Origin of the sequence: Chitinophaga niabensis (assembly GCF_039545795.1) — a bacterium.
Lineage (GTDB): Bacteria > Bacteroidota > Bacteroidia > Chitinophagales > Chitinophagaceae > Chitinophaga > Chitinophaga niabensis_B.
This window is the reverse complement of record NZ_CP154260.1, coordinates 4,484,830-4,507,914: the sequence shown is the minus strand read 5'-3', so window position 1 is coordinate 4,507,914 and position 23,085 is coordinate 4,484,830. Positions and strand designations below refer to the sequence as shown.

At 45.4% G+C, this 23,085-nt stretch carries 19 protein-coding genes; 10 read left to right on the top strand and 9 right to left on the bottom strand.

The features are described 5' to 3' along the window. Positions 1-9: 9 nt before the first annotated feature. Positions 10-3,396 carry a SusC/RagA family TonB-linked outer membrane protein gene (locus AAHN97_RS17800; protein WP_343303414.1) on the bottom strand — a complete coding sequence of 1,129 codons (3,387 nt, stop codon included), beginning with the start codon at positions 3,394-3,396 and terminating at the stop codon, positions 10-12. A 251-nt stretch (positions 3,397-3,647) separates the two neighbouring features. After that, positions 3,648-4,781: a FecR family protein gene (locus AAHN97_RS17795; RefSeq protein WP_343303413.1), complete on the bottom strand. Its 1,134-nt coding sequence runs from the start codon at positions 4,779-4,781 to the stop codon at positions 3,648-3,650. 186 nt (positions 4,782-4,967) lie between these two features. Between AAHN97_RS17795 and AAHN97_RS17790 the strand changes: the two genes are divergently transcribed. Beyond that, positions 4,968-6,611: an ABC-F family ATP-binding cassette domain-containing protein gene (locus AAHN97_RS17790; RefSeq protein ID WP_074242941.1), complete on the top strand. Its 1,644-nt coding sequence runs from the start codon at positions 4,968-4,970 to the stop codon at positions 6,609-6,611. Positions 6,612-6,704: 93 nt separating this feature from the next. Here the strand turns inward: AAHN97_RS17790 and AAHN97_RS17785 are convergent, their stop codons facing one another. Together AAHN97_RS17785 and AAHN97_RS17780 are read right to left on the bottom strand one after the other, a co-directional pair. After that, entirely contained in the window at positions 6,705-7,100 is a 396-nt protein-coding gene (locus AAHN97_RS17785) for a response regulator (RefSeq protein WP_343303411.1), read from the bottom strand. Between the two features lie 298 nt (positions 7,101-7,398). Beyond that, positions 7,399-8,364: a hypothetical protein gene (locus AAHN97_RS17780; RefSeq protein ID WP_343303410.1), complete on the bottom strand. Its 966-nt coding sequence runs from the start codon at positions 8,362-8,364 to the stop codon at positions 7,399-7,401. A 99-nt stretch (positions 8,365-8,463) separates the two neighbouring features. Between AAHN97_RS17780 and AAHN97_RS17775 the strand changes: the two genes are divergently transcribed. Both AAHN97_RS17775 and holA read left to right on the top strand, forming a co-directional pair. Further along, positions 8,464-9,189, top strand: a complete 726-nt coding sequence (locus tag AAHN97_RS17775; RefSeq protein ID WP_343303408.1) for a 3'-5' exonuclease — start codon at positions 8,464-8,466, stop codon at positions 9,187-9,189. Between the two features lie 7 nt (positions 9,190-9,196). Further along, positions 9,197-10,195, top strand: coding sequence for a DNA polymerase III subunit delta (holA, locus tag AAHN97_RS17770; protein ID WP_074242944.1), 999 nt, complete (start codon positions 9,197-9,199; stop codon positions 10,193-10,195). Here the strand turns inward: holA and AAHN97_RS17765 are convergent. Next, positions 10,184-11,113: a bifunctional riboflavin kinase/FAD synthetase gene (locus AAHN97_RS17765; RefSeq protein ID WP_343303407.1), complete on the bottom strand. Its 930-nt coding sequence runs from the start codon at positions 11,111-11,113 to the stop codon at positions 10,184-10,186. The two genes, holA and AAHN97_RS17765, sit on opposite strands and share 12 nt — an antisense overlap. Before the next feature lie 100 nt (positions 11,114-11,213). On the opposite strand from AAHN97_RS17765, the gene AAHN97_RS17760 reads away from it, so the two are divergent. Next, positions 11,214-12,392, top strand: coding sequence for an AIR synthase related protein (locus AAHN97_RS17760; RefSeq protein WP_343303406.1), 1,179 nt, complete (start codon positions 11,214-11,216; stop codon positions 12,390-12,392). A gap of 37 nt (positions 12,393-12,429) precedes the next feature. Here the strand turns inward: AAHN97_RS17760 and AAHN97_RS17755 are convergent, their stop codons facing one another. Together AAHN97_RS17755 and AAHN97_RS17750 are read right to left on the bottom strand one after the other, a co-directional pair. Then, entirely contained in the window at positions 12,430-14,118 is a 1,689-nt protein-coding gene (locus tag AAHN97_RS17755) for a M56 family metallopeptidase (RefSeq protein WP_343303405.1), read from the bottom strand. After that, positions 14,115-14,486 (bottom strand): BlaI/MecI/CopY family transcriptional regulator, encoded by a 372-nt coding sequence (locus AAHN97_RS17750; protein ID WP_074243277.1) that lies wholly within the window; start codon positions 14,484-14,486, stop codon positions 14,115-14,117. The genes AAHN97_RS17755 and AAHN97_RS17750 overlap by 4 nt, the downstream gene beginning before the upstream one ends. Before the next feature lie 134 nt (positions 14,487-14,620). Here AAHN97_RS17750 and AAHN97_RS17745 point away from each other — a divergent pair, with 134 nt between their 5' ends. The 3 genes from AAHN97_RS17745 to AAHN97_RS17735 all read left to right on the top strand — a co-directional run bounded on the left by AAHN97_RS17745 (position 14,621) and on the right by AAHN97_RS17735 (position 18,186). After that, positions 14,621-15,313, top strand: a complete 693-nt coding sequence (locus AAHN97_RS17745; RefSeq protein WP_074242948.1) for a cell division ATP-binding protein FtsE — start codon at positions 14,621-14,623, stop codon at positions 15,311-15,313. Positions 15,314-15,454: 141 nt separating this feature from the next. Next, positions 15,455-15,727, top strand: coding sequence for a 30S ribosomal protein S15 (gene rpsO / locus AAHN97_RS17740; protein WP_074243278.1), 273 nt, complete (start codon positions 15,455-15,457; stop codon positions 15,725-15,727). An 86-nt stretch (positions 15,728-15,813) separates the two neighbouring features. Next, on the top strand, positions 15,814-18,186 hold the full coding sequence (locus tag AAHN97_RS17735) for a polyribonucleotide nucleotidyltransferase (RefSeq protein WP_343303404.1): 2,373 nt from the start codon (positions 15,814-15,816) through the stop codon (positions 18,184-18,186). Positions 18,187-18,358: 172 nt separating this feature from the next. Here the strand turns inward: AAHN97_RS17735 and AAHN97_RS17730 are convergent, their stop codons facing one another. Beyond that, positions 18,359-18,934, bottom strand: a complete 576-nt coding sequence (locus tag AAHN97_RS17730; RefSeq protein ID WP_343303403.1) for a hypothetical protein — start codon at positions 18,932-18,934, stop codon at positions 18,359-18,361. Between the two features lie 117 nt (positions 18,935-19,051). Here AAHN97_RS17730 and prmA point away from each other — a divergent pair, with 117 nt between their 5' ends. The 3 genes from prmA (at position 19,052) to AAHN97_RS17715 (ending at position 21,528) form a co-directional block, all read left to right on the top strand. After that, positions 19,052-19,873, top strand: coding sequence for a 50S ribosomal protein L11 methyltransferase (gene prmA / locus AAHN97_RS17725; RefSeq protein WP_343303402.1), 822 nt, complete (start codon positions 19,052-19,054; stop codon positions 19,871-19,873). Between the two features lie 126 nt (positions 19,874-19,999). Next, a complete protein-coding gene (gene plsY / locus AAHN97_RS17720) occupies positions 20,000-20,650 on the top strand; it encodes a glycerol-3-phosphate 1-O-acyltransferase PlsY (protein WP_343303401.1) in 651 nt (216 codons plus the stop codon). 77 nt (positions 20,651-20,727) lie between these two features. Further along, positions 20,728-21,528, top strand: coding sequence for a M48 family metallopeptidase (locus AAHN97_RS17715; RefSeq protein ID WP_343303399.1), 801 nt, complete (start codon positions 20,728-20,730; stop codon positions 21,526-21,528). A 636-nt stretch (positions 21,529-22,164) separates the two neighbouring features. Here the strand turns inward: AAHN97_RS17715 and AAHN97_RS17710 are convergent. Then, on the bottom strand, positions 22,165-23,034 hold the full coding sequence (locus AAHN97_RS17710; protein WP_343303398.1) for a transglutaminase-like domain-containing protein: 870 nt from the start codon (positions 23,032-23,034) through the stop codon (positions 22,165-22,167). Positions 23,035-23,085: the final 51 nt, after the last annotated feature.

Sequence of the window (23,085 nt, the reverse complement as noted above, 5' to 3'; positions counted from 1 at the left end):
GTGCGTGGATTAAAATTTAACATTCAGACCTACTGCGTATATTTTGCTGAAAGGATAAGTTCCCTCATTCCGGAAACCATCTTCCGGATCGAAGTTATTCCCCAGCGTTCCTTTGGATATGGTGAACAGGTCCTGCCCGCTGAAATATACCCTTGCGCTCTTCATCCTGATTCTGGAAGTAACTGTTTGAGGCAGATCGTATCCCAGTGTGATCACCTTGAAACGCAGGTAAGCAACATTCTGCATCACAAGAGAAGAGGTACGGTAATTGTAATTCTTCAGGTCATCATACCCCATGTTTCCCGGAATGTAACGGGGATACTGTGCATCAGGTCTTTCAGGACTCCATGTTTTACCATAGTAGTATGCCAGTGAAGGCCAGAAGAAGGTGTTGGGTGTACTGATAGCACCGCTGTATTGAATGTTGCGTTTACCAACTCCCTGCAGGAAAACAGTCAGGTCAAACTGTTTCCAGCCAACATTGATGTTAGAAGAGAAAGTATAACGGGGCAATAAGTTACCTAGGTATTTCATATCACCTGCCAGTCCTTTTGTTTTATCACCAAATGCAGTGAGCTTACCATCACCATCCAGGTCTTTGTACATCACATCACCAATTGCGATCCTGGAGGGGACCCCCTGAAGGGTTTTGTATTTATCCAGTTCTGCCTGTGTGCGGATGATGCCTGCATATTCATATCCGAAATAAGAATAGATAGAATAACCCTGCCTTACGAAGTTCAATCCTTCCTGGTAGTTGTCACTGTTCTTCAACTCTACTAATTTGTTTTTGCTATCGCTCAGTTGCAGGTTAATGCTATAACGGAAATCGTTGATCTTATCCTTCCATGTCAGTGATGTTTCAAAACCTTTGGTAATAAGCCGGCCCTGGTTGGAAGAAGGAGCAGTACCACCATAGGTAGCAGGCACCGCAATGCCCACCAGCATATCATCATTTACCTTGGTAAAATAATCAAAAGTGAAGGAGAGGCGGGATTGTAAGAGTGATACATCTACACCGATGTTCCTGTTCTCGATAGTCTCCCATGTTCTGTCTGCGGAAGCAGGGCTGGAAGAAGCTCCGGTAAGACCAGCATTAGGTGAACCAATTGGATAGTTGCCACCAATGGATACCAGCGGGATGTAATCATACAAACCCAATGAACCTATTTCCTGGTTACCCATTTTACCCCATGTTGCTCTTACTTTCAGCAGATCGAACATTTGCAGGGATTCAATGAAACGTTCATTAGTGAGGTTATATGCCAGTGCCACAGAAGGGAACACAGCACTCCATCTTTTATCCGGTGCAAATTTGGAACTGCCATCTGCCCGTGCTGTAACGTCTAAAATGATCTTTTCTTTATAGGAATAACTTAAGCGTCCGAAGTAAGAGGCCAGTGCTGAATTGGTGAGACTGCCTGTGAAATTAGCATAGGCTGTTTTAGTACGGTCTGCCAGGTTCAGTGTAAAGATGTCGTTACTCAGGAAGTTGTAACCCCAGGTAGTTTGGCCGTTGGCATTATTCTGTTCAAGGGAAGTTCCGCCGGTGAGGTTAATTCCATGATGCCTTGCAAAAGTTTTATTGTAATCAAAATAGAATTGGTATAATTTATTCAGTGTTTTTCGATTGCTGAAATAAGCAGAGTTAGGATTCTGTCTTACATCCTGTACATCGCCGGCATAATTCCAGCGGGTGAAGGTGCGGTAGTTTGCATTGTCATTGTAGTAATCCATTTTCACAGATGCCTGACCGGTAAGTTTGAGCCCTTCTATGATTTGGTAATCGATCTTCAGGTTAGTGGTGAACCTGGAGTAATTGATATCCCGTTTACCGGTTTCTGTTAATGTCTGCGCAGGGTTTTCATATCCCTGGTAGCCATAGAACTGGCCTTTGGGATTGAATACCGGCTGATAGGGGAACTGGCGTGGTACATTGGTTAATGCATTACCGAGATTGCTCGGTTCGCGGGTCACCTGGTTTTCAAAACTTGTCCTTGTTTCTACCGTTACATTTTTCAATAACCTGAAATCATAGTTGAGGCGCATGTTATAACGGTCCAGGTTATTTACGCCGTAACGCAGATTACCATTATCCCGGTTATAACCAAGGGATAACAGGTAGCTGTTATTTTCACCACCGCCGGATACAGAGATGTTGTGAATGTGTTGTGTACCATTCTTGTAGATCTCTTTATTCCAGTCAGTATAACCGTAGAACCCGGGATAGTTTGTTACGCCATAGTTCCATCCTCCGGTAAGGTCTGGTGGGGCACCGGCTTTGATCTTATCAAACACAGTTTGATTAAAACCTGCCTGGCCTACTGTGCGTAATCCTTCATCCATCATTTCCGCGAACTGCAAAGTGTTGGTGATCTTGCGAAGGTAAGTAGGTGTCTTTATCCCGAAGTTGAGTGTGTACAATATTTCAGGTGGTCCTTTCTTTCCTTTTTTAGTGGTTACAAGAATAACCCCGTCTGCAGCTCTGGCTCCATAAATGGAAGCTGCTGCATCCTTCAGTACAGTGATCTCAGCAATGTCATTTGGATTGATCACACTCAGATCTCCCGGAATTCCATCTATCATTACCAGCGGTACATTACCATTGATGGAAGAATAACCGCGCGTTTGCAATGTGTAGCCCTGGTTGCCGGGTTGCCCGCTTGCTCTTGTGATCGTAACACCGGGAATGGTTCCCTGTAAGGCATCGAAGCTGTTATTCAAAGGACGGTTTTCAAACACTTCAGATTTTACAGTTGAAATAGCGCCGGTTACGGCTCCTTTTGTACGGGTACCATAACCTACCACAATCACTTCATCCAGTTTGTTATTTCCTTTCTTCAGCAGGATATTGATAGTGGTCTGCCCATTGATGGGGATCCTTTTCGTTTCATATCCGATATACGATACGATCAGCACAGCAGAGGTTCCCGGGAGGTTCAGGGTGAATGCGCCGTTTTCATCTGTATTGGCACCAAGGCTGGTTCCTTCCACGCCAACAGATACACCTATCAAGGCCTCTCCCGTGATCGTATCTTTCACAACACCTGTGAGTTTCTGAAACTGCACACTGGCAGTAGCAGGTACTGGTAGCGGCGCAGCAAACTTCGTAACGATCAGGATGGTCTTGTTCTTTACTTTGTATTCAAATGGCTGATCCCTGAAACAACTGTCCAGGAAATGAAGGATGTCCATATCCTTTGCCTCGATCGTGATCGGTTTGGCATGTTTAATGGTGGCGTTGTTATATAGAAAATCGAGACGGGTCTGCTTACGGAGTTTGGCGATCACTTCCGTTATGGGCGCATCTTTAACCGTAACAGTTACTTTCTGCGCAAAGCTTTCGGCCCTGGCCTGCAAAAACGTGGCAGTTAGGAAAATGAAGATCAGTTTCATGGTTAGCAATAATCTGGGAAACACATAGGAATCCCACCTGAAAAACAATTCAGTGAATTTTTTGTACATTTGAATGTGATTAATGTTAATAGATAATTTAGTCCATAAATTATTTATTACCCTTGTTAGCAATCGCTAATAGAACCAGGGGCGCTCCAACGTCCCTGGTTTTGGTAATTTTGGTTGTTACTGTACTTCTCCTGATTAGGTACCTCCTTTTTATAGTTAGTGTTATTCAATTTCAAACGTGGCTATTTAGTTACGATGATCTTTCTGTCAGCGATGTTGAAATGTACGGCCCCAAGTTCCTGCAGGTTATTCAGGATGTCCTGGAGGTCAGATGAGCGGGAAAAGGTGCCGCCGAATTTTTCATATTTACCGGTGTACTGATATTCTATTTCTACATCGTACCACCGGCTGATAGCCCTTAAAATACTGGGCAGGTCCTGATCATCGAACAGGAAGTACCCGTTCTTCCAGGCCATCACTTCCTCTGTATTGGCTTTTCTTATTGCTATATCTCCTTTGCTCCTGCTAAAGCTGGATTGCTGGCCGGGCACCAGTAATTGTTCCTGTTGTGTAAGGATGTTGCGCACTTTTACGCTGCCTTCCAGTAAGGTGGTATGGATCGCCTGTTCATCTTCATAACCATTCACATTGAAATGAGTACCCAATACTTCTATGGTCTGGTTACCGGTGGTGATGATAAAAGGGATGTCTTTCAAATGCCGTACTTCAAAATAAGCTTCCCCTGTCAGCGAGATCTTTCTTTCCTTTCCGGAAAACACTACAGGGAACTTAAGCCTGGAATCTGAGTTCAGCCAGGCTTTTGTACCATCCGGTAATATCACGGCATATTGACCGCCTTTGGGCGTATACAGGGTATTAAATACTGTTTCGTTTCCCTGCTGATCACCTGAAAAATCATAGGTCAGCTGTCCGTTGGCAGACTTGGTTACATTAATGCCCCGCTGGCTGGCAATTTTGCCATCTGTTGCATCATCCAGTGTGATCTGTGAGCCATCGGCTAAAGTGAGGATAGCTTTATTGGTCCCCGGTTTTATAGCCGATTGAACAGCAAGCCCTGTTGACTGATCAACTTTAGTTTTATAAAGCAGTGCCGAACCTGCCAGGATCACAATAATTGCAGCAGCGGTTATTTGCCAGATAAGTCTCTTTTTCCGGGGAGCTGTTCTGCTGCTGAAATTACTATACAGCTGTTCCGCCAGTACTTTCTCTCCACTGGCTTCTGCCAGCCATTGATGAAAATCTGCGGGGCTGTATTTCAGGGAATGGTACCATTCATTGAGTTCGGCCAGTTCCTCCTCATCACATTGTTCACTGCGGTAACGGTCTAAGAGGTATTGTAGTCTTTCTTGGTTCATGGAATTGATGGCTTATTTAAGAAAGACGTACGGTAGAAACTTAACCGTTACCCGGGCAGGATGGGGCAGGATGCCAATAGGTAGTTATTAGTAAAAAAACACATGCGAACAGCCCTTCAGGATTCTAAAAAGATATCCCCGATATTTCGTAACTTTGCGGCTTCAAAATTTCAATCAGTCAGCACAATGATCAGTGTAAAAAACGTCACGCTCTCTTTCGGTAAAAGGGTATTGTTCGATGAAGTGAACCTCAACTTTACGAAGGGGAACTGTTATGGTGTTATCGGCGCCAACGGAGCGGGGAAATCTACTTTCCTCAAGATACTTTCCGGAGAGATAGAGCCTAATAAAGGTACCGTAGAGATTACGCCGGGTGAACGTATGTCCGTGCTCAAGCAGAACCACTATGAGTTTGATGAAGTTACCGTATTGAATGCGGTGCTTATGGGAAATAAAAAGCTTTGGGAAATTGCCCACGAGCGTGATACCATTTACGCTAAGGAGGACTTTACCGAAGAAGATGGCATGCGTGCAGGGGAACTGGAAGCAGAATATGGCGAAATGGGCGGTTATACCGCAGAAAGTGATGCCGGCGTGCTGTTGGGTGACCTGGGTGTGAAAGAAGATATGCACGGTATTCTCATGAAGGAACTGAGTGGGGCCCTGAAAGTTAGGGTGTTGCTGGCGCAGGCCCTGTTCGGTAATCCGGACATTCTGCTGCTGGATGAGCCTACCAACCACCTGGACGTTGAAACGATCGGCTGGTTGGAGAACTTCCTCGCTGATTATGAGAACATTGTGATTGTTGTGAGCCACGACCGGCACTTCCTCGATGCGGTTTGTACTCATGTGGCAGACGTTGACCGTGCTAAGATCAAGATCTTCACCGGTAACTATACTTTCTGGTACGAATCCAGCCAGTTGATTGCCCGTCAGGTGAATGATAAGAACAAGAAGATGGAAGAGAAGCGGAAAGACCTCCTGGACTTTATCGCCCGGTTCAGTGCTAACGCCTCTAAATCCAAACAGGCTACTTCCCGTAAGAAAGCTTTGGAAAAACTGGTGATAGAAGATATCGAACCATCCAGCCGTAAATATCCGGGTATCATCTTCAAGCAACAGCGGGAAGTGGGTAACCAGATCCTGAATGTAGAGAAACTGGAGAAAACCATCGATGGCCGTAAGATCTTCAGCGATGTAAGCTTCTCTGTAAATAAAGGGGATAAGATTGCCTTCCTGTCTAAAGACCACCTGGCCCTCACTACTTTCTTTGATATCATCAACGGAGAGCAGCAGGCAGACAGTGGTAAGCTGGAATGGGGTACTACCGTTACCAAAGCATACCTGCCTGATGATAACGCCAAGTTCTTTACAGGTGATTATAACCTGATGGACTGGCTGCGCCAATTCGTTCCACCACACATTACAACAGATGTGGATGAACCATTCCTGCGCGGTTTCCTGGGTAAAATGCTCTTCAGTGGCGATGAGGTGATGAAGAAAACTTCCGTATTGAGCGGAGGGGAGAAAGTGCGTTGCATGGTTTCCCGTATGATGCTGCAGGACCCTAACGTGGTGATCCTGGACGAACCTACGAACCACCTGGACCTGGAATCTATCCAGTCCTTCAACGAAAGCATGAAAGACTTCAAGGGTATTGTGCTCTTCACCACCCATGACCATACTTTCATGCAGTCCGTGGCCACCCGTATTATTGAGATCACACCGGCTGGTATTATCGACCGCCTGACCACCTTTGATGAATACCTGGCGGATGAACGCATCAAAGCCCTGCGTGCTGAGATGTACGGAGAAGCAGTAACAGCGTAAATAGAAATGAGAAATAATATAAAATGCAAAAGAGCGGAGGTTTACTTCCGCTCTTTTTTTATTGGGTTACTTTTTTGGGTATTAGCTCTCTGTTCAGAGATATTCTTCAATTACTTTCATCTTTGATTTGTCCAGTGGCTTAGTGATATAAGCCATCAGCTCAGGTGTTTTCTTCACTTTTTCCATATCCTGGATGTTCATGGAAGAAGAACACATAATAATAGGTACATGCTGCCGGAGGCGTGTTTTTAACTCCCGGAAAGCCTCAATGAAATCCCACCCGTTCATTCTTTGCATATTCATATCAAGGATGATCAGGCAGGGCAGGTTCTTGGCTGCAAATGAATTCAGGTTCTCAATGGCATCCTCGGCAGACAAAAAAGAATTCACAGCCACATCCCAACCCTGTAAACCGAACATCTTCTTTACAATAAAGTGGAAAATCTCATCGTCGTCGATCACATAAACTACCTTATTCGTATTTGCCATGTCATAAATATTATCGAATAGCTCCATAATTTAGTCTGGTTTCAAAAGGCTAACCTGCAATTCAGGTTCACAAGCAACTTGGTTTCAGCATATTTTGAACATGCACCCCCGGGAAAACGCTGTATAAATGTTCCGCAAAGAAAGTTAAATTTATTATATTATTATATATATTTTTTATTCAATAACCAATCTTTAACAACCACATAGGTGCCAAATGGCCGCCCCGGGCAAAAAGAAAAGGTGCGACTACAGCCGCACCTTTCTCAGATGAATGTTGGATATATCTATCTAAAGTTTCCTAGTTAAATAAGCCACCTTTTTTCAGGTGAACTTTTCCAGCCCCGATCTTGAAGCCATCGTGGTAGATTTCCACTGTATAATCTCCGGCTTTAAAATCAGAGTTTTGTTTCCAGTCCATGCTAACCGGTTGATTGGTACCCGTGCTGTAAGCAACAGTTTTCTTCACGGTGTAAAGCTTTTCAGTACCATCTTCCAAAGTGAAGCGGCCACTGCCTAAAGCTTCTACAGCCAGCGGAGAACCATCCGGAGCGGTAATGGCTACATAGATCTCTTTATCACCTGCCTGTGCAATACGGTTATCCAGGTCAAAAGACACCCGCATCATATCAGCACGTTTAGCTTTGGAAGTCACTTCTTCTTTGCCATTACGCTTAACATTGATAGGGGAGAGCTGAATGTTGGATGCGTGCAGTACAGAACCGAGGTCTACTTTCTTACCCAGGCTGTCTTTCACCACTACTACGGAATCACGCTCTTTACGGGCATAATCACGTTCGCCGGTGATCACCAGTTTTTCTCCTTCCAGTCTTTCAATTGTTTGTACATACCCTTCGGTAGTGGATTTCAATTGTTCGATCAGGCGTTTTGCTTCTGCCAGCTCAGCTGCAGTTGCGTTCTTATTGCTCAGGATACCTTTGATCCGGCCCTTCATGTCTGCAATTTCCTTGTCTTTAGTCTTCACGAGGCTGTCCATCCGGCTGTTCTGAGAGATCAGATCATCCAGGCGGGCTTGTGCCGCATCATATTCAGATTGCAGTTCATTACGGGATGTAGTGAGTGTATCTAATTGATTTTCTTTAGTTACCAGTTCTTTACTGGTTTGACTTTTGTCGTAGAACATATACCCCCAGGTTCCCACCAGGGCGGCAATGAGAACGCCGTAAATCACTCCGTTTTTGTTGCTTTTTGGTTTTTCAGGTCCGGAATTACTGGGCGTACCAGTCGTAAATGTGTTTTCCGCCATAATAGTGATGTTTTATTTTTGATTGTTTATATGGGTAAAATTTTCTAAAAATCCGAAACGTTAAAATTTGTTTAAATTACACGTTTTAAAACTTTTGCCGTGCTCAATAACGTTGCCCTCGATCAATTATTACTCCTCGATATAGAAACCACTCCGCTCACTGCATCCTTTGATCACCTGCCAGACGAGCTTCAGGCTCTCTGGTTGGAGAAAAACGCAAAAACTGCGCCAGAATCTGAAAACGCTTTTGAAAATTTCAGTGAGAAAGCTGGTTTAATGGCAGAATTCGGAAGGATCGTTTGTATCTCCGCTGGTTTCTTCTTTACAGAAAATGGTCATTATCAACTTCGTATCAAATCTTTTTATGGAAATGACGAAAAAGAGCTGCTCTCCGGATTTTTGGAACTAACACATAAGTTTTTTACCCGCCACCCCCGTTTTCAATTTGCAGGGCATAACATCCGCGAATTTGATATTCCCTATATTTGCCGCCGCGCACTTATCAATGGTCTTTCTTTACCCGTTTCCCTGCAATTGTATAACTTCAAACCCTGGGAACAACCCTTGCTGGATACCATGCAGTTATGGCGTTTTGGAGAGTTCCGGAATTATACTTCCCTCAAACTCCTGGCGGCTGTGATGGGTATTCCCACACCAAAAGATGATATCGATGGCAGTATGGTGGGCAAAGTATACTGGGAAACCGGAGACGTAAAAAGGATCGCAGATTACTGCCAGAAAGATGTGCTGACTGTAGCACAATTGTTATTGAAATTCAAAGGTTTGCCTTTGATCGAAAAAGATGGAATTTCTATCGTAGCTTAAATATAAAATGGACTACCAGGATATTATAAAAGATTGGAAGAGTAATAAGTTCCGGCCGCTTTACTGGCTGGAAGGAGAGGAGGATTTCTTCATTGACCAGGTGGTGGACTATGCAGAACATCATTTGCTCAGCGAAGCAGAACAGGGTTTTAACCTCACCGTATTATATGGAAAGGATACAGACTGGGCCACGGTAGTGAATGCCTGCCGCCGTTATCCCATGTTCGCTGAACGCCAGGTGGTGATCCTCAAAGAAGCACAGGCTATGAAAGACCTGTTGAAACTGGAAGCTTACATTGAGCAGCCTCTGGGTTCCACCATTTTTGTAGTGGCGCATAAACAAGGTAAAATAGATGGGCGCAGTAAAACGGCCAAGCTGATCAAGGATAAAGGAGTGGTGTTGTCTACCAAAAAAATGTACGATAACCAGATCCCTGCCTGGGCGGAAGCTTATGTAAGAAGCCAGGGGCTGGGTATTTCGGAAAAAGCCTGTGTGCTGCTGGCAGACCATATCGGTAATGACCTGTCCCGCATTGCCAATGAAATAGATAAATTAAAAGTGAACCTGCCTGCCGGCAAGAAGATAGATGAGGCGGACATTGAGAAATATGTAGGCATCAGCAAGGAATACAATGTATTTGAATTGCAGAATGCACTGGGTATGCAGGATATGGGGAAAGTGATGCGCATCATTAAATACTTCTCTGCCAATCCCAAAGCAGCGCCCATTCAAATGGTGATCCCCGCATTGTATAATTATTTCGCCAAGATCAGCTTACTGTTTGGTGTAAAAGGAGGGGAGAAGGAAATGGCATCCGCTATAGGCGTGCATCCTTTCTTCGTGAAAGATTATATGGCAGCGGCAAGGAAATTTGGTCCTGATGGCACGGAAAGAGCGTTGCTGTTATTGCATCAGTACAACCTGCGCAGTATTGGTATCAATGATAGCGGAACGGAAGATGGGGAGTTGATGAAGGAAATGGCGTACAGGATGTTAAGACCTTAATATCTCACGCGCCTTCACCACATCATCTGTGATCTGCACCACCAGCGCATCCACAGCATCAAACTTTTTATCTGCACGGATAAATTCTATGAAGGAAACATGGATCTCTGCTCCATAGATCTCTTCATTAAAATCAAGGATGTAAACTTCTATCCTCAGCTCACTACCATTAAAAGTAGGGCGGGTACCTATATTCAGCGCACCTTTCCATTCTTTGCCGGCTACTGTAACCTTCACAGCATATACTCCCTGGGCAGGAATCAATTTGCGGCTGTCGTGCAAAGCGATATTGGCCGTGGGGAAACCCAGCTGGCGGCCCATTTTATCTCCATGTACCACTTTTCCGTTAATGAAATAAGGGTATCCCAGCAATTCATTGGCCAGCAGAATAGCTCCTTCCTGCAGGCTATTCCTGATCTTGGTGGAACTTACCGTGAGGTCATGTACCACTTGTTGCGGGATCTCCAGCAACTGGAAACCGAATTTCTGCTGTTCCGCCTCCAGTAATTCCAATCCCCCTTCCCGGTTGTGCCCGAAACGGTGATCGTATCCTATAATAATAGTATGTGGGCGGAAAGTGCTGATGAGGAAGTCTTCCAGATATGCAGTGGCAGAGAGTTCTGAGAAAGCTTTGGTGAATGGTACCACCACCAGGTGGTGAATGCCCCATTTTTCCAGCAGCTGGATCTTTTCATCCAGCGTGGTCAGCAGGTGTACCGTTTTATTCTGGGGAGCCAGTACTTCCCGCGGGTGAGGATCAAAGGTAATGATCACCGTTTCTCCATGGCAGGCCTCCGCAGCCTCTTGCAATTGCTGCAAAATGTACTGATGGCCTGTATGCACTCCGTCGAAAGTACCGATGGTGATCACGGCATTCCTGAAATCGGGCAATTGTTGTAAATCTCTGTGAACCTGCATCGTTAGATGATCATATTTTCAAAAACGCCGGTGCAAATCTAAATGTTTTGAACGGATTCCAATACTTTTGCAATTCATTCAGTTAATACATAGGAACATCGTGGATCAAAACCTTTACGCCCAAAGAGGCGTTTCTGCCGGCAAAGAGGATGTGCATAACGCCATCCGGCATATAGATAAGGGATTATTCCCCCAGGCTTTTTGCAAGATCATCCCGGATATACTGGGCGGAGATGCAGACTGGTGCAATATTATGCATGCAGACGGGGCCGGCACCAAATCTTCCCTCGCTTACGCCTATTGGAAAGAAACAGGCGATATCAGTGTTTGGCGGGGTATTGCCCAGGATGCCATTATCATGAATACAGACGATCTGCTGTGTGTAGGCGCTACAGATAACATCCTGCTGTCTTCCACCATAGGCCGGAATAAGAACCTGGTTCCCGGAGAAGTGATTGCCGCCATCATCAATGGTACGGAAGAAATACTGGAAGAATTGAGAAGTTATGGCATGGGCATTTACTCCACCGGCGGGGAAACTGCTGATGTGGGAGACCTGGTACGCACCATTATTGTGGATTCTACCGTTACCTGCCGCATGAAAAGGTCCGATGTTATTTCTAACGATCGTATCAAAGCAGGCGATGTGGTAGTAGGTTTGTCCTCTTCAGGCCAGGCCACTTATGAACGGGAATACAATGGAGGTATGGGCAGCAATGGCCTTACTTCTGCAAGGCACGATGTTTTCAATAAAACAGTTGCACAGAAATTCCCCGAAAGCTATGATCCTTCCATTCCTCAGGAATTGGTGTTCAGCGGTAAAAAAGCACTGACTGATATGGTCAATGTGCCGGGAGTGGGTAACGTTACTGCCGGAAAACTGGTATTATCACCTACCCGTACATATGCCCCTGTGATCAAACAGATCCTGGAACAATACCGTTCCCAGGTGAATGGCATGGTACATTGCAGTGGTGGCGCACAAACCAAAGTGCTGCACTTCATCAATAACCTGCATGTGATCAAGGATAACTTATTCCCCATACCCCCTTTATTCTCCCTGATCCAGGAACAGTCCGGCACCAGCTGGAAGGAAATGTACCAGGTGTTTAATATGGGCCACCGCATGGAGTTGTACGTGCCGGAGCAGATTGCAGAAGATATCATCCGCATCAGCCAGACTTACAACATTGATGCACAGATTGTAGGAAGGGTTACAGATAGTCCTGCTAAGAAAGTAACGGTGAAGAGTGAATTCGGAACTTTTGAATATGCATAATAAAAAAGGCCTCAGTAATTACTGAGGCCTTTTCGTTTTATTTAGCACTTAATCTGAATGCAACCGGTAATACAAACCTTACCCGCACTGGTTGGCCCTTTTCCCTGCCGGGATTCCAGTTAGGCATTTTCTTCACTACCCTGATCGCTTCTTCTTCCAGGCCACCACCAATCGCTTTATTCACTGACTGTACATTGCTGATAGCACCATCTGTATCAATGTCAAACCTCACATATACCGTACCCGCCAGGTTCTTGTCTACAGCGGATTTGGGATAGCGTACATTGGAAGAAAGGTATTGCATCATAGCATTCTGACCACCCGGATAAGTTGGCATTTCTTCTACCATTAAGTAAGCGCCGTCATCCGCTATTTTCTTTTTAGGCCCGCCACTCTCCTGCAAGGTAAAGCGGATAGGCAGGTTGAACTGTACACTTACCAGCCGGCCATTCTGCTTGCCTGGTACCCACTTCGGCATTTTTTCCACCACACGTTTAGCTTCTTCTTCCAGCCCGCCGCCTTTTGGCGCACCAACTGTTTTTACATCCATTACATTACCAGCATCATCTACAATAAAAGAAACGAAAACGGTCCCCTGGATATTATTCTCTGTAGCAGCATGCGGATACCTGATATTGGAGGCCAGGAACTTATTTAGTGCTACATCCCCGCCGGCAAAAGAAGGCGGCTGTTCCACGAAAGTGAATACCTCTTTTCCGTTTACCTTTATGGGTTTGTAAGGTGCTTTCGGATTCTTGGGAGGAGCAGGTGGCGGCGGTGGTTTGATACTATCCTTCTTTTGCTGAATGGGAATGTCCAGCGGCGCAGAAACAAGTTTATCAATGTTCTCTTCCGTGATAACAAAAGCAAGTGAGGAAAATATCATGATGGCTATGGGCAGGATCATTAACCTGCGCAGATAGCTGAATCTCAGTTTACGTGATTGCGTGAGCATAAGGATGCGTCGTTTAATAGGTTGATGAGAGAAATTGTTAGTCATGCTGAAGCTGCGGTTCGTTTGCAAAGCCATCTGCAGTATGGTTTGTGCATAGTCCGCCACATTACCGTTCACAACCGATTTTTTATCAGCAATAAATTCGTGGATAAGCGAAAGTTCCCGTTTGATAAGATGAAAGAATGGATTGATCCAGCAAACAGCCGTGATGATCTCCATAAAAAGTTTATCAGTACTGTGTTTTTCCTGCATGTGCACCATTTCATGCCGCAACATCTGCCGCCCTTCAGGTGTGGTGGCATTCACCCGCTTGTTCCAGAAAATGTATTTAAAGAAAGAGAAGGGTGCAGTGATCTGCTCTGAAAGCACCAGCCAGTAGGGTTTTACAAATTCCACACGGCTCATATGGATCAACCTTACAATCTTCCAGTAACCATATAATAACCTGCCTGTTAAACCTGCTATCACAACTGAATATAAAAACAACACCCAGTTGAAATGTGTGACCGGTAAAGGTCCCGCAGGCGTGAACACCTGCTCGCGAAGGGTAACTACCTGGCTGGTATATACGAAGATGGTATCAGCATCCTCCGGAGTAAAGGAGATCGGAATGCGCAGCAAAGGCACCACCAGGCTAAGCAGGGTGCAAAGCAACAGGTAAAACCTGTTCCACTGGTGAAAACGGTTATTACGTAAAGCAATGTGATAATAAGCATACAGGATCCCTGAGCAGATGATCACTTTAGCGAGATAGGCCAGGAGCGGTGTCATTTTTCAGTGTTTTTGGCGTTCTTGATCTGTTGCAGTAATTTTTCGAGATCGGCTACACTCATATCTTTCTCCTTCACAAAGAATGAAACCATGTTACTGAAAGACCCCTCAAAATAACCGGATACCAAATGTTTCACTGTTTTATGACTGTATTCGTCCTTAGTGATCAGCGCATAGTACTGATGACTTTTCCCGTATGCTTTAAAGCTGACAAAACCTTTATCCACCAGTATCTTCACCAATGTGGAAATGGTGTTGTAATGAGGCCGCGGCTCCGGCATCTCATCTATCATATCTTTTACGAATGAAGGACCCAGCTTCCATAATACCTGCATGATCTGCTCTTCAGCTTTTGTCAGTGTTTTCATAATCGGGAGCATATTTTCGCGCTCAATTCAAATGTAAAACTATTTATTTAGTTTTCAAACTATTTTTTTAGTTAATAACCTTAGCGGATCAATAACAGGGAATTAGTTATTTTTGAATTTCTAAAAGGAAATAAATGGTGGATCAACCCATAGTTCAACTGACGAATGTTAATATATACCAGGGCCATTCATTGATCTTATCAGATGTGAATATTACGGTCAACAGGGGTGAATTTGTTTACCTGATCGGCAAAACGGGTACAGGTAAATCAAGCCTGCTGAAGACTTTGTATGGGGACCTCACCCTGAAAGAGGGGAACGGCCAGGTTGTAGGGTTTGATCTGAAAAAGATGGACTGGAAGAAAGTACCCTATCTGCGCAGGAACCTGGGCGTAGTGTTCCAGGATTTTCAACTGCTCACTGATCGTAATGTGCACGATAACCTCAAGTTTGCCCTCAAAGCCACCGGCTGGCAGGAACCCAAGCAGATCGAGGACAAGATCCACGATGTACTGGAAAAGGTAGGCCTGGGCACCAAGGGTTTCAAAATGCCTTATGAACTATCTGGCGGAGAGCAGCAAAGGGTAGACATTGCCCGTGCCCTGCTCAATTCCCCCAAACTGATCCTGGCTGATGAACCTACCGGTAACCTGGACCCCGAAACCTCAGACGGCATTATGCAGCTGCTGTTCAGGATTTGCCGGGAAGATGGTACTGCCCTTATCATGGCTACCCACGACTACATTGTACTCCAGAAGTTCCCTTCCCGTGTTTTACGGACAGAAAACGGACAGGTAACGGACAATGCAGCCGTAAGTTTTGTTTAAAATTTTATATTGGTATAAAGCTGATCCTCAAGGCAAAGGGGAGAAAGTATGTACATTTTGATTTGTATTTGCTAATACAAACGTAACTTCATACCTTTGCACCGGAAAAATAGCGAGTTAAAAAAATTATTTTTATTCAAGATGCCTTACTTAACAGTAGAAAAGAAAGCTAACATTTTCAAAGAATTTGGTGGTAGCGAAAAGAACACCGGTTCCGTGGAAGCGCAAATCGCTTTAGTAACTGAGCGGATCAACAGTATCTCTGCTCACCTGAAACAAAACAAAAAAGATTTCTCTACGCACCGTGGTCTGATGAAAATGGTAGGACAAAGAAAGCGTTTGCTGTCTTATCTCTCCAAAACCAACCTCTCTGGCTACCGCGCCCTCATTGAGAAGTTAGGAATCAGAAAGTAATCTGAAACTTATTATAGCGCTATTCCCAACTATATTAGTTGGGAATAGTTTTTTTGTATGTGTACCTTATTAATCCTCACACAAGTATGAATCTTACACCTGCTTCGGTTAAATTTGATATAGGCGGTGGTCGCGAGGTAACGATAGAAACCGGCAAAATGGCCCGTCAGGCCGATGGTTCGGTTACTGTGCGCTTGGGAAATTGCATCCTTCTGGCTACCGTTGTTGCCAGCCAAAAACCCAAACCCGGCCAATCTTTCTTTCCCCTTACTGTTGATTACCAGGAAAAATTTGCTTCTGCCGGTCGTATCCCCGGTTCTTTCTTCAAAAGAGAAGGTAAACTGAGCGACTACGAAGTTTTGATCTCCCGTTTGATTGACCGCGCTTTGCGCCCTTTATTCCCTGACGATTATTTATGTGATGTGCAGGTTCTCGTAACCCTCATCTCTTCAGATAAAGAAGTTATGCCCGATGCATTGGCTGCTCTCGCTGCCTCTGCTGCACTGGCCGTTTCTGATGTTCCCATCCAGGAGATCATTTCAGAAGTACGCGTTGCCCGTGTTGAAGGTGAATTTGTTATAAACCCTACCCGCACACAGTTAGCTGTAGCGGATATGGACTTCATCGTTGCAGCTACCGCCAAAAACATCATGATGGTGGAAGGCGAAAGCAAGGAGTGCAGTGAAGAAGACCTGGTGAAAGTAATTGAACTCGGCCACGAAGCCATTAAAGTTCAAGTGAAAGCCCAGGAAGATCTCCGCGCCCTGGTAGGTAACCCTGCTAAACGCGAATACGAAAAGCCTCATCAGAACGAAGAACTGAAAGCGAAAGTAGTTGCATTTGCGCAGGCTAAGATCCTCGAAGTTTCTAAAGGTGCCCTCGGTAAACACGCCCGTACAGATGCTTTCAAAAAGATCGCAGAAGAACTCGTGGAATCCCTGGGAGAATTACCGGAAGAAGATGCACCATTAGTAGGTGAATACTTCCACGACCTGGAAAAAGAAACCGTACGTAACATGATCCTGGACGAGAAGATCCGTCTGGATGGCCGCGTACTGGACCAGGTTCGTCCCCTGGCGATGGAAGTAGACCTGCTGCCATCTCCTCACGGTTCTGCATTATTCACCCGTGGTGAAACGCAATCCCTCACAACTGTTACACTGGGCACACCGGATGACGAGTTGCTGATTGAAAGCGCTGCAAACTCTGCTTATACTAAATTTATCCTGCACTATAATTTCCCTCCCTTCTCAACCGGTGAGGTGAAAATGATGCGCGGCCCCGGCCGTCGTGAAGTTGGGCATGGTAACCTTGCCCTCCGTTCCCTGAAACAAATGATGCCCGGTAGCGATTACGCTTACACGGTGCGCGTTGTGTCAGACATCCTGGAATCTAACGGTTCCTCTTCCATGGCTACCGTTTGCGCGGGTTCATTAGCTCTCATGGATGCAGGCGTTCCTTTACCTAAACACGTTTCCGGTATCGCTATGGGATTGATCTCCCGTGCAAGCGATGGAAAATGGGCGGTATTGAGCGACATCCTTGGTGATGAAGATCACCTGGGTGATATGGACTTTAAAGTAACCGGTACCCGCGATGGTATCTGTGGTGTTCAAATGGACATTAAAGTAGATGGCCTGAGCATGGATGTAATGCGCGCTGCGCTTGCACAAGCCCGTCAGGGTCGTTTACATATCCTGGAAGCCATGTACACAGCAATGCCCGCTTACCGTCCTGAACCTAAACCACATGCACCACGCATGGAAAAACTGATCATCGACCGTGAATTTATCGGCGCTGTGATTGGGCCAGGTGGTAAAGTAATTCAGGAGATCCAACGTGAAACAGGTACTACTATCAATATCGAAGAAGTTGGCCAGACCGGTGAAGTAAGCATCTTCTCTGCACAGAAAGAAAACCTGGACAAGGCAATGGCCTGGGTGAAAGGTATCGTTTCTGTTCCTGAAGTAGGTGAAGTATATGAATCTACCGTGAAGAGCGTAATGCCTTATGGTGCTTTCGTAGAATTCATGCCTGGTAAACAAGGTTTGCTGCACATCTCCGAAGTTTCCTGGAAACGCCTGGAAACAATGGATGGTGTACTCGCTGAAGGTGACAAAGTGAAAGTGAAACTGGTAGGTACAGATCCTAAAACCGGTAAATTCAAACTCAGCCGCAAAGTGCTGATGGATAAACCAGAAGGATATGTAGAAAGGCCAGAACGTGAAGATCGTGGAGAACGCGGTGATCGCGGAGACCGTGGTGGAGATCGTGGAGATCGCAGAGGTGGTGGAGACCGTCCTCGCGGAGACCGTGATCGTGGCGGAGACCGTGGTGGTGACCGTCCTCGTTTTGACCGTGGTGGTGACAGAGGTGATCGTGGAGACCGTGGTGGTTACAACCGCCCTCCGCAACAAACCGAAGGTCCTATTGAAGGTCCGGTGTTCGATGAACAATAGAAATTATCAGTATAAAAAAAGGGCAGTTCATTTTGAACTGCCCTTTTTCTTTTTTAAGAAGAAATTCAATATAAAAAGAACTCATCGTCTTACTAAAAAACTCCACCAAAAAAGCTTCTTCCTTCAAAATAAAAAACTCCCGCCCTCTGCAGCGCGGCAGGCTTCCAGCATCTTAATTCCCTACAGTAGACATCTGCTCCACAAATACCTCACTTTCCCGCCACATAATTCTTCCTTTAATGAACTTGAAGATCTTGTAAGACTTCACACCCACCTCCTCAAAATTCATTTCATACTTCTGCACGCGTTTGTTCGTAGAACGGTCCACCACCTGTATCTTACCACCTTCCAGCAGGTCGGGCAATATTTCATCCAGGTAAGGCATTAATACAGTTTCATTATCATTCCAGAAAAGCGTGATCCGATCTGTACTATAATTCATCGGATTGCTCTTGTTGGCCGCCCAGAATTTGGATACCATTTTGTAATGCCTTTGCACTTCCTCCGGATTCAAATGCAGGAACTGGATATTCCGGAAAACATCTTTAGAATATTTACGTTGTGGAAGGATCGTATCAAGCCCTTTAAAATAGTCTTCCACATCCTGTTTGTCAATAATGAAAACAGCTGTTTGTACCTGGTAAAAAATAGAATCCTTCAGTTCGATCTCATATGGTTTGATAATGGTTTGGGCGGAACCACACAGATAAAAGGCCATTGCGGCCAGGAGGGTGAATAGATTTTTCATAGGATAAGGTTATATTATTATAATCCAAATATAAGGCTTGGGGCTGAATCTGGCAAAGGATTTTGAAAAATGCGTTTTCCGTATTGGCACTGAGGAATTTGTAACTATCTTGCGGATATGTCACATATCGCGATCACGGTATCCGCTCCATCAGCTTTGAAAGACATTTTAGTGGCTCAACTGGCAGATGCGGGTTATGAAGGGTTTGAAGAAACGGCAGACACACTCGTTGCTTATATCCCTGCTACACAATTTGAAGAGAATATATTACTCGGTATTTTAGGAAGTCACGGGTTAGACTACACGAAAGAAACCATTGCACAGGCTAACTGGAATGCCGTATGGGAAAGCAACTTTCAGCCAGTATTGGTAGATAATTTTTGCGGTATCCGCGCCGGCTTTCATGAATCATTGCAGGGGCAGGTGTTACATGAGATCATCATCACACCAAAAATGTCCTTCGGCACAGGGCACCATGCCACAACATACTCTGTGATCAGGTTGATGGAAAACATCAACATCAAAGGAAAAAAGGTATTTGATTTTGGCACCGGCACCGGCATCCTGGCAATCCTTGCAGATCAACTGGGTGCAGCGCAGGCTGATGCCATCGACAATGATTCCTGGGCGGTGGATAATGCCATTGAGAATGTAGTAGCCAATGGTGCCAGGAATGTACGCATCTGGCGGGCAGATAACCTGGAGGCCATTGCAGACGGCACGTACGACATCCTCCTGGCCAATATCAACCGTAACATACTGCTGGCCAATATGGCCCACATGAAAAGAATTATGAAATCGGACGGATTATTGATTTTGAGTGGTATATTGCAAGAGGATGAAACAGTGATCGTTACAGCTGCCGAAGGCCAGAATCTGCGCCTGGAAAGGAAAGCATCGAGAGACAATTGGTTGGCCATATCCTTTTTAGCGGTGTAAAACCGGCCATATGGAAAAAATCATATATTTTAATTGCTGATTGACGAGTATTTGTCTTATTATTGCAGTCAATTTTGTAATTTTATTAACACGAGATTTACTATCTTAGCACTCTAACTTATTGTGATGACTGAATTATTGCTACTAATAGGTGCCTATCTTATTGGCTCTTTTGCCACCGCTGTATGGGTGAGTAAGGGAGTTTATGGAATGGATATTCGCGAACACGGTTCCGGTAATGCCGGTGCCACCAACACATTCCGTGTACTCGGCCCTAAAGCCGGTACTTTCGTAATGCTCGTGGATATGTTTAAAGGTGTATTAGCCGTAAGATTATCTTATTTATTACCTATTTACAACGAACCGGATCAGATTACGCAATTAGTGAACCTCCAGGTAGGTTTAGGCCTTGCCGCCGTAGTGGGTCATATCTTCCCCATCTGGGCAGGTTTCCGTGGCGGTAAAGGTATTGCCACCCTCTTTGGTATGGTGCTCGCCATTCAGCCCTTAGTGGCCTTGTGTTGCGTAGGCGTATTCCTCATGATCCTTTTCCTCACCAGGTACGTTTCTTTAAGTTCTATTATTGCCAGTATCGCATTCCCAGTGCTGATACTTTTCATATTCCGTGAAAAAGAGGTATTCTATCGCATCTTCGCCATAGCTGTTGCTTTGATGGTGGTATTAACCCACCAGAAGAACATTGCCAGGTTACTCACCGGCAGTGAAAGCAAAGTACCCCTGTTCAAGAATCGCAAAAACAAGCACGACAGAGCGTAGTGCCTAAATCCGGCACAGCGATTGCTCTATGTGAAGAAAGCGGTATTTTCGGATATCCATCTTCAAAATATTAACCGATGAAAAAAATTGCATTGTTATTTGTAGCCGGTACAGGTCTGCTATATGCATGTACCCGTGTACCGATTACCGGCCGTAGCCAGTTAAACCTCATCCCTGAAAGCACCATACAATCCATGGCTTTGCAGGAGTATCAGACCTTTCTTTCTCAGAATAAAACTATTTCTCCTACCGGCAGCAAGGATGCTGAAATGGTAAGGAGGGTAGGAGGCCGCATTGCTCAGGCCGTAACCACTTATATGGCGCAGAACAACCTGGGTAATGAAGTGGCTAACTACAAATGGGAATTCAATCTCGTGAACGATAAACAGGTGAACGCCTGGTGTATGCCCGGCGGCAAGGTGGTTGTATATACCGGCCTCTTACCCGTAACGCAGAACGAAACCGCGCTCGCTTGCGTAATGGGCCACGAAATAGCCCATGCCATTGCCCGCCATGGTAATGAACGCATGAGCCAGGGACTCGTAGCCCAGGGGATCCAGGTAGCAGGTGCCGTAGCCTTGAACAAAAACCCCCAGGCCCAGAACATCTTCATGCAGGCATTTAACGTAGGGGGCCCCCTCGGCCTCATGGCCTATGGCCGCCAAAATGAGCTGGAAGCAGACCATCTCGGCCTGATCTTCATGGCCATGGCAGGTTACAATCCGCAGGAAGCCGTTCCCTTCTGGACGCGTATGGCCAGTACAGGCGGTCAAAAACCACCCGAACTGCTCAGCACGCACCCCAGCGATGATCGCCGTATCGCCCAATTACAAAAACTGATGCCCGAAGCCATGAAGTACTACCGTACCCAGCGCTAAAGGACCTATCATAACTTACCCAAGAGGGTGCCTCCACAAAGGCACCCTCTTTCTTTTTGTATAACATTCCAATACCTGAGATAGGCTTGACATAGGCTCAAGATAGGGGTATTCTTCTTCTATCCTATACCCAGGGTAGTACCATAGTAGTATGTAGTAGCCAGCTTTCACCTTCCTATCAGCCGCCGTTGTGTCACTCCCTTCAGCGGAGGTATATAATTGAACAAAGGGTTTTATTTTATAGAATAAAATATGGCCAAAGCCCACGAAAAACCATCATAAAACCATCATAAACCATCGCAGGCCCGTAGTAACCCGGGGGTGGCCCATGGCAGGCCCATGGTAGAGCCATAGATGACCTCCGTTTACCGGCCAAAACGGACACCCCAAAGACATCCCCCGGCCCAATCCCCCTTCAAACAAAAACCTCCCTCAAAACACCCCCCTTTCCACCTAAAAAGCCCACCAGCGGAAATAAGCATAAAAAAAATTCGTCCGAAAACTGTTCCCTCTTGCCTCTTATAACCACTGGGCTAGTTTTTTCGGTCGAATTTTTTTTATGCTTATTGGGAGCGGAGCAGGAATAAAAAAAGGCCATCCCCCAGGACAGCCTTCAAACGTTATACAAAGAAGAATTTATTCCAGTATCTGCGAAAGATTATTCAGCTCATCAAACTTATACTGCTCCTTATCATTCCTGAAACACTTAGCCAGCTCAGACATGAGAAACTGAATGATCCGCTGATTGCTCATCGGTTTATAGTACTCCGGCAACTGCGGCACGTTCACCCGTTTAAAGTAAGTCTCCACATCCTGCTGTGTATAGATCTGCCCCTGAATAGGGTCAATAAAGAAGAGTATCCTGTAATCCCCCGGATCAGTAGGCTCCGTAAAATCGTAGAAAGTATCGAAATAAGCGAGGATAAACTGCCGCGGAATATTCACTGCATATACAGGAAGGTCCAGCATGGAACAAAGGCTCTGATAGATAATGCCATTCGTGATAGGATTCCCTTTCTTCGCCTCCATTACCTGGTTAAGGAAGAACTGGTTCTTACGCTGATAGGACACCTCTTCGCCCTTTAATCCAAAATAATTATAGATCATGCTGTTCAGCACGTTGATCTGCTCCAGCGGAGTGAGGTAGTTATTTAATTCAAGCCAGATATTACGTTTGATACGCTCTATTTCAGTATTCACCTGCTGTGCAGCAAGGTCCGGATACTGATAACGCGCCGCAAGGATAGCCCCCTGCACCAGGTCCTGTGTACCGGTATTCCCCCAGATACGTACAGCCTCCTGCAGGTCCTGGTAATGAACACGGTGAATGAGCAGTTCTATTCTTTCCTGGATAGACTCATCGTAGGTAGTTTCCCAGAGATGCTCCAGGTTCGGAATGATCTCTTTTCCGAACAGAAGGATCTTGTTGGCCACCGTATCAAATACTTCCTGATCCGGATCATCCAGCAGATGGAACAATGCGTTTATTTCCCTGGTCTCGTTCAATGCAGCTAAGTTAGATTCTGGTAAACAATTTACGAATTGTCATCTGAATTG

Excerpts from the sequence above, each read along its gene's own strand:
- prmA (WP_343303402.1), top strand. The coding sequence starts at position 19,052 with ATGTCACATATCGCGATCACGGTATCCGCTCCATCAGCTTTGAAAGAC.
- AAHN97_RS17785 (WP_343303411.1), bottom strand. The coding sequence starts at position 7,100 with ATGGCAAATACGAATAAGGTAGTTTATGTGATCGACGACGATGAGATT.
- AAHN97_RS17800 (WP_343303414.1), bottom strand. The coding sequence starts at position 3,396 with ATGAAACTGATCTTCATTTTCCTAACTGCCACGTTTTTGCAGGCCAGG.
- holA (WP_074242944.1), top strand. The coding sequence starts at position 9,197 with ATGGACTACCAGGATATTATAAAAGATTGGAAGAGTAATAAGTTCCGG.
- AAHN97_RS17795 (WP_343303413.1), bottom strand. The coding sequence starts at position 4,781 with ATGAACCAAGAAAGACTACAATACCTCTTAGACCGTTACCGCAGTGAA.
- AAHN97_RS17715 (WP_343303399.1), top strand. The coding sequence starts at position 20,728 with ATGAAAAAAATTGCATTGTTATTTGTAGCCGGTACAGGTCTGCTATAT.
- AAHN97_RS17755 (WP_343303405.1), bottom strand. The coding sequence starts at position 14,118 with ATGACACCGCTCCTGGCCTATCTCGCTAAAGTGATCATCTGCTCAGGG.
- AAHN97_RS17765 (WP_343303407.1), bottom strand. The coding sequence starts at position 11,113 with ATGCAGGTTCACAGAGATTTACAACAATTGCCCGATTTCAGGAATGCC.
- AAHN97_RS17730 (WP_343303403.1), bottom strand. The coding sequence starts at position 18,934 with ATGAAAAATCTATTCACCCTCCTGGCCGCAATGGCCTTTTATCTGTGT.
- rpsO (WP_074243278.1), top strand. The coding sequence starts at position 15,455 with ATGCCTTACTTAACAGTAGAAAAGAAAGCTAACATTTTCAAAGAATTT.
- AAHN97_RS17750 (WP_074243277.1), bottom strand. The coding sequence starts at position 14,486 with ATGAAAACACTGACAAAAGCTGAAGAGCAGATCATGCAGGTATTATGG.
- AAHN97_RS17735 (WP_343303404.1), top strand. The coding sequence starts at position 15,814 with ATGAATCTTACACCTGCTTCGGTTAAATTTGATATAGGCGGTGGTCGC.
- plsY (WP_343303401.1), top strand. The coding sequence starts at position 20,000 with ATGACTGAATTATTGCTACTAATAGGTGCCTATCTTATTGGCTCTTTT.
- AAHN97_RS17780 (WP_343303410.1), bottom strand. The coding sequence starts at position 8,364 with ATGGCGGAAAACACATTTACGACTGGTACGCCCAGTAATTCCGGACCT.
- AAHN97_RS17745 (WP_074242948.1), top strand. The coding sequence starts at position 14,621 with ATGGTGGATCAACCCATAGTTCAACTGACGAATGTTAATATATACCAG.
- AAHN97_RS17790 (WP_074242941.1), top strand. The coding sequence starts at position 4,968 with ATGATCAGTGTAAAAAACGTCACGCTCTCTTTCGGTAAAAGGGTATTG.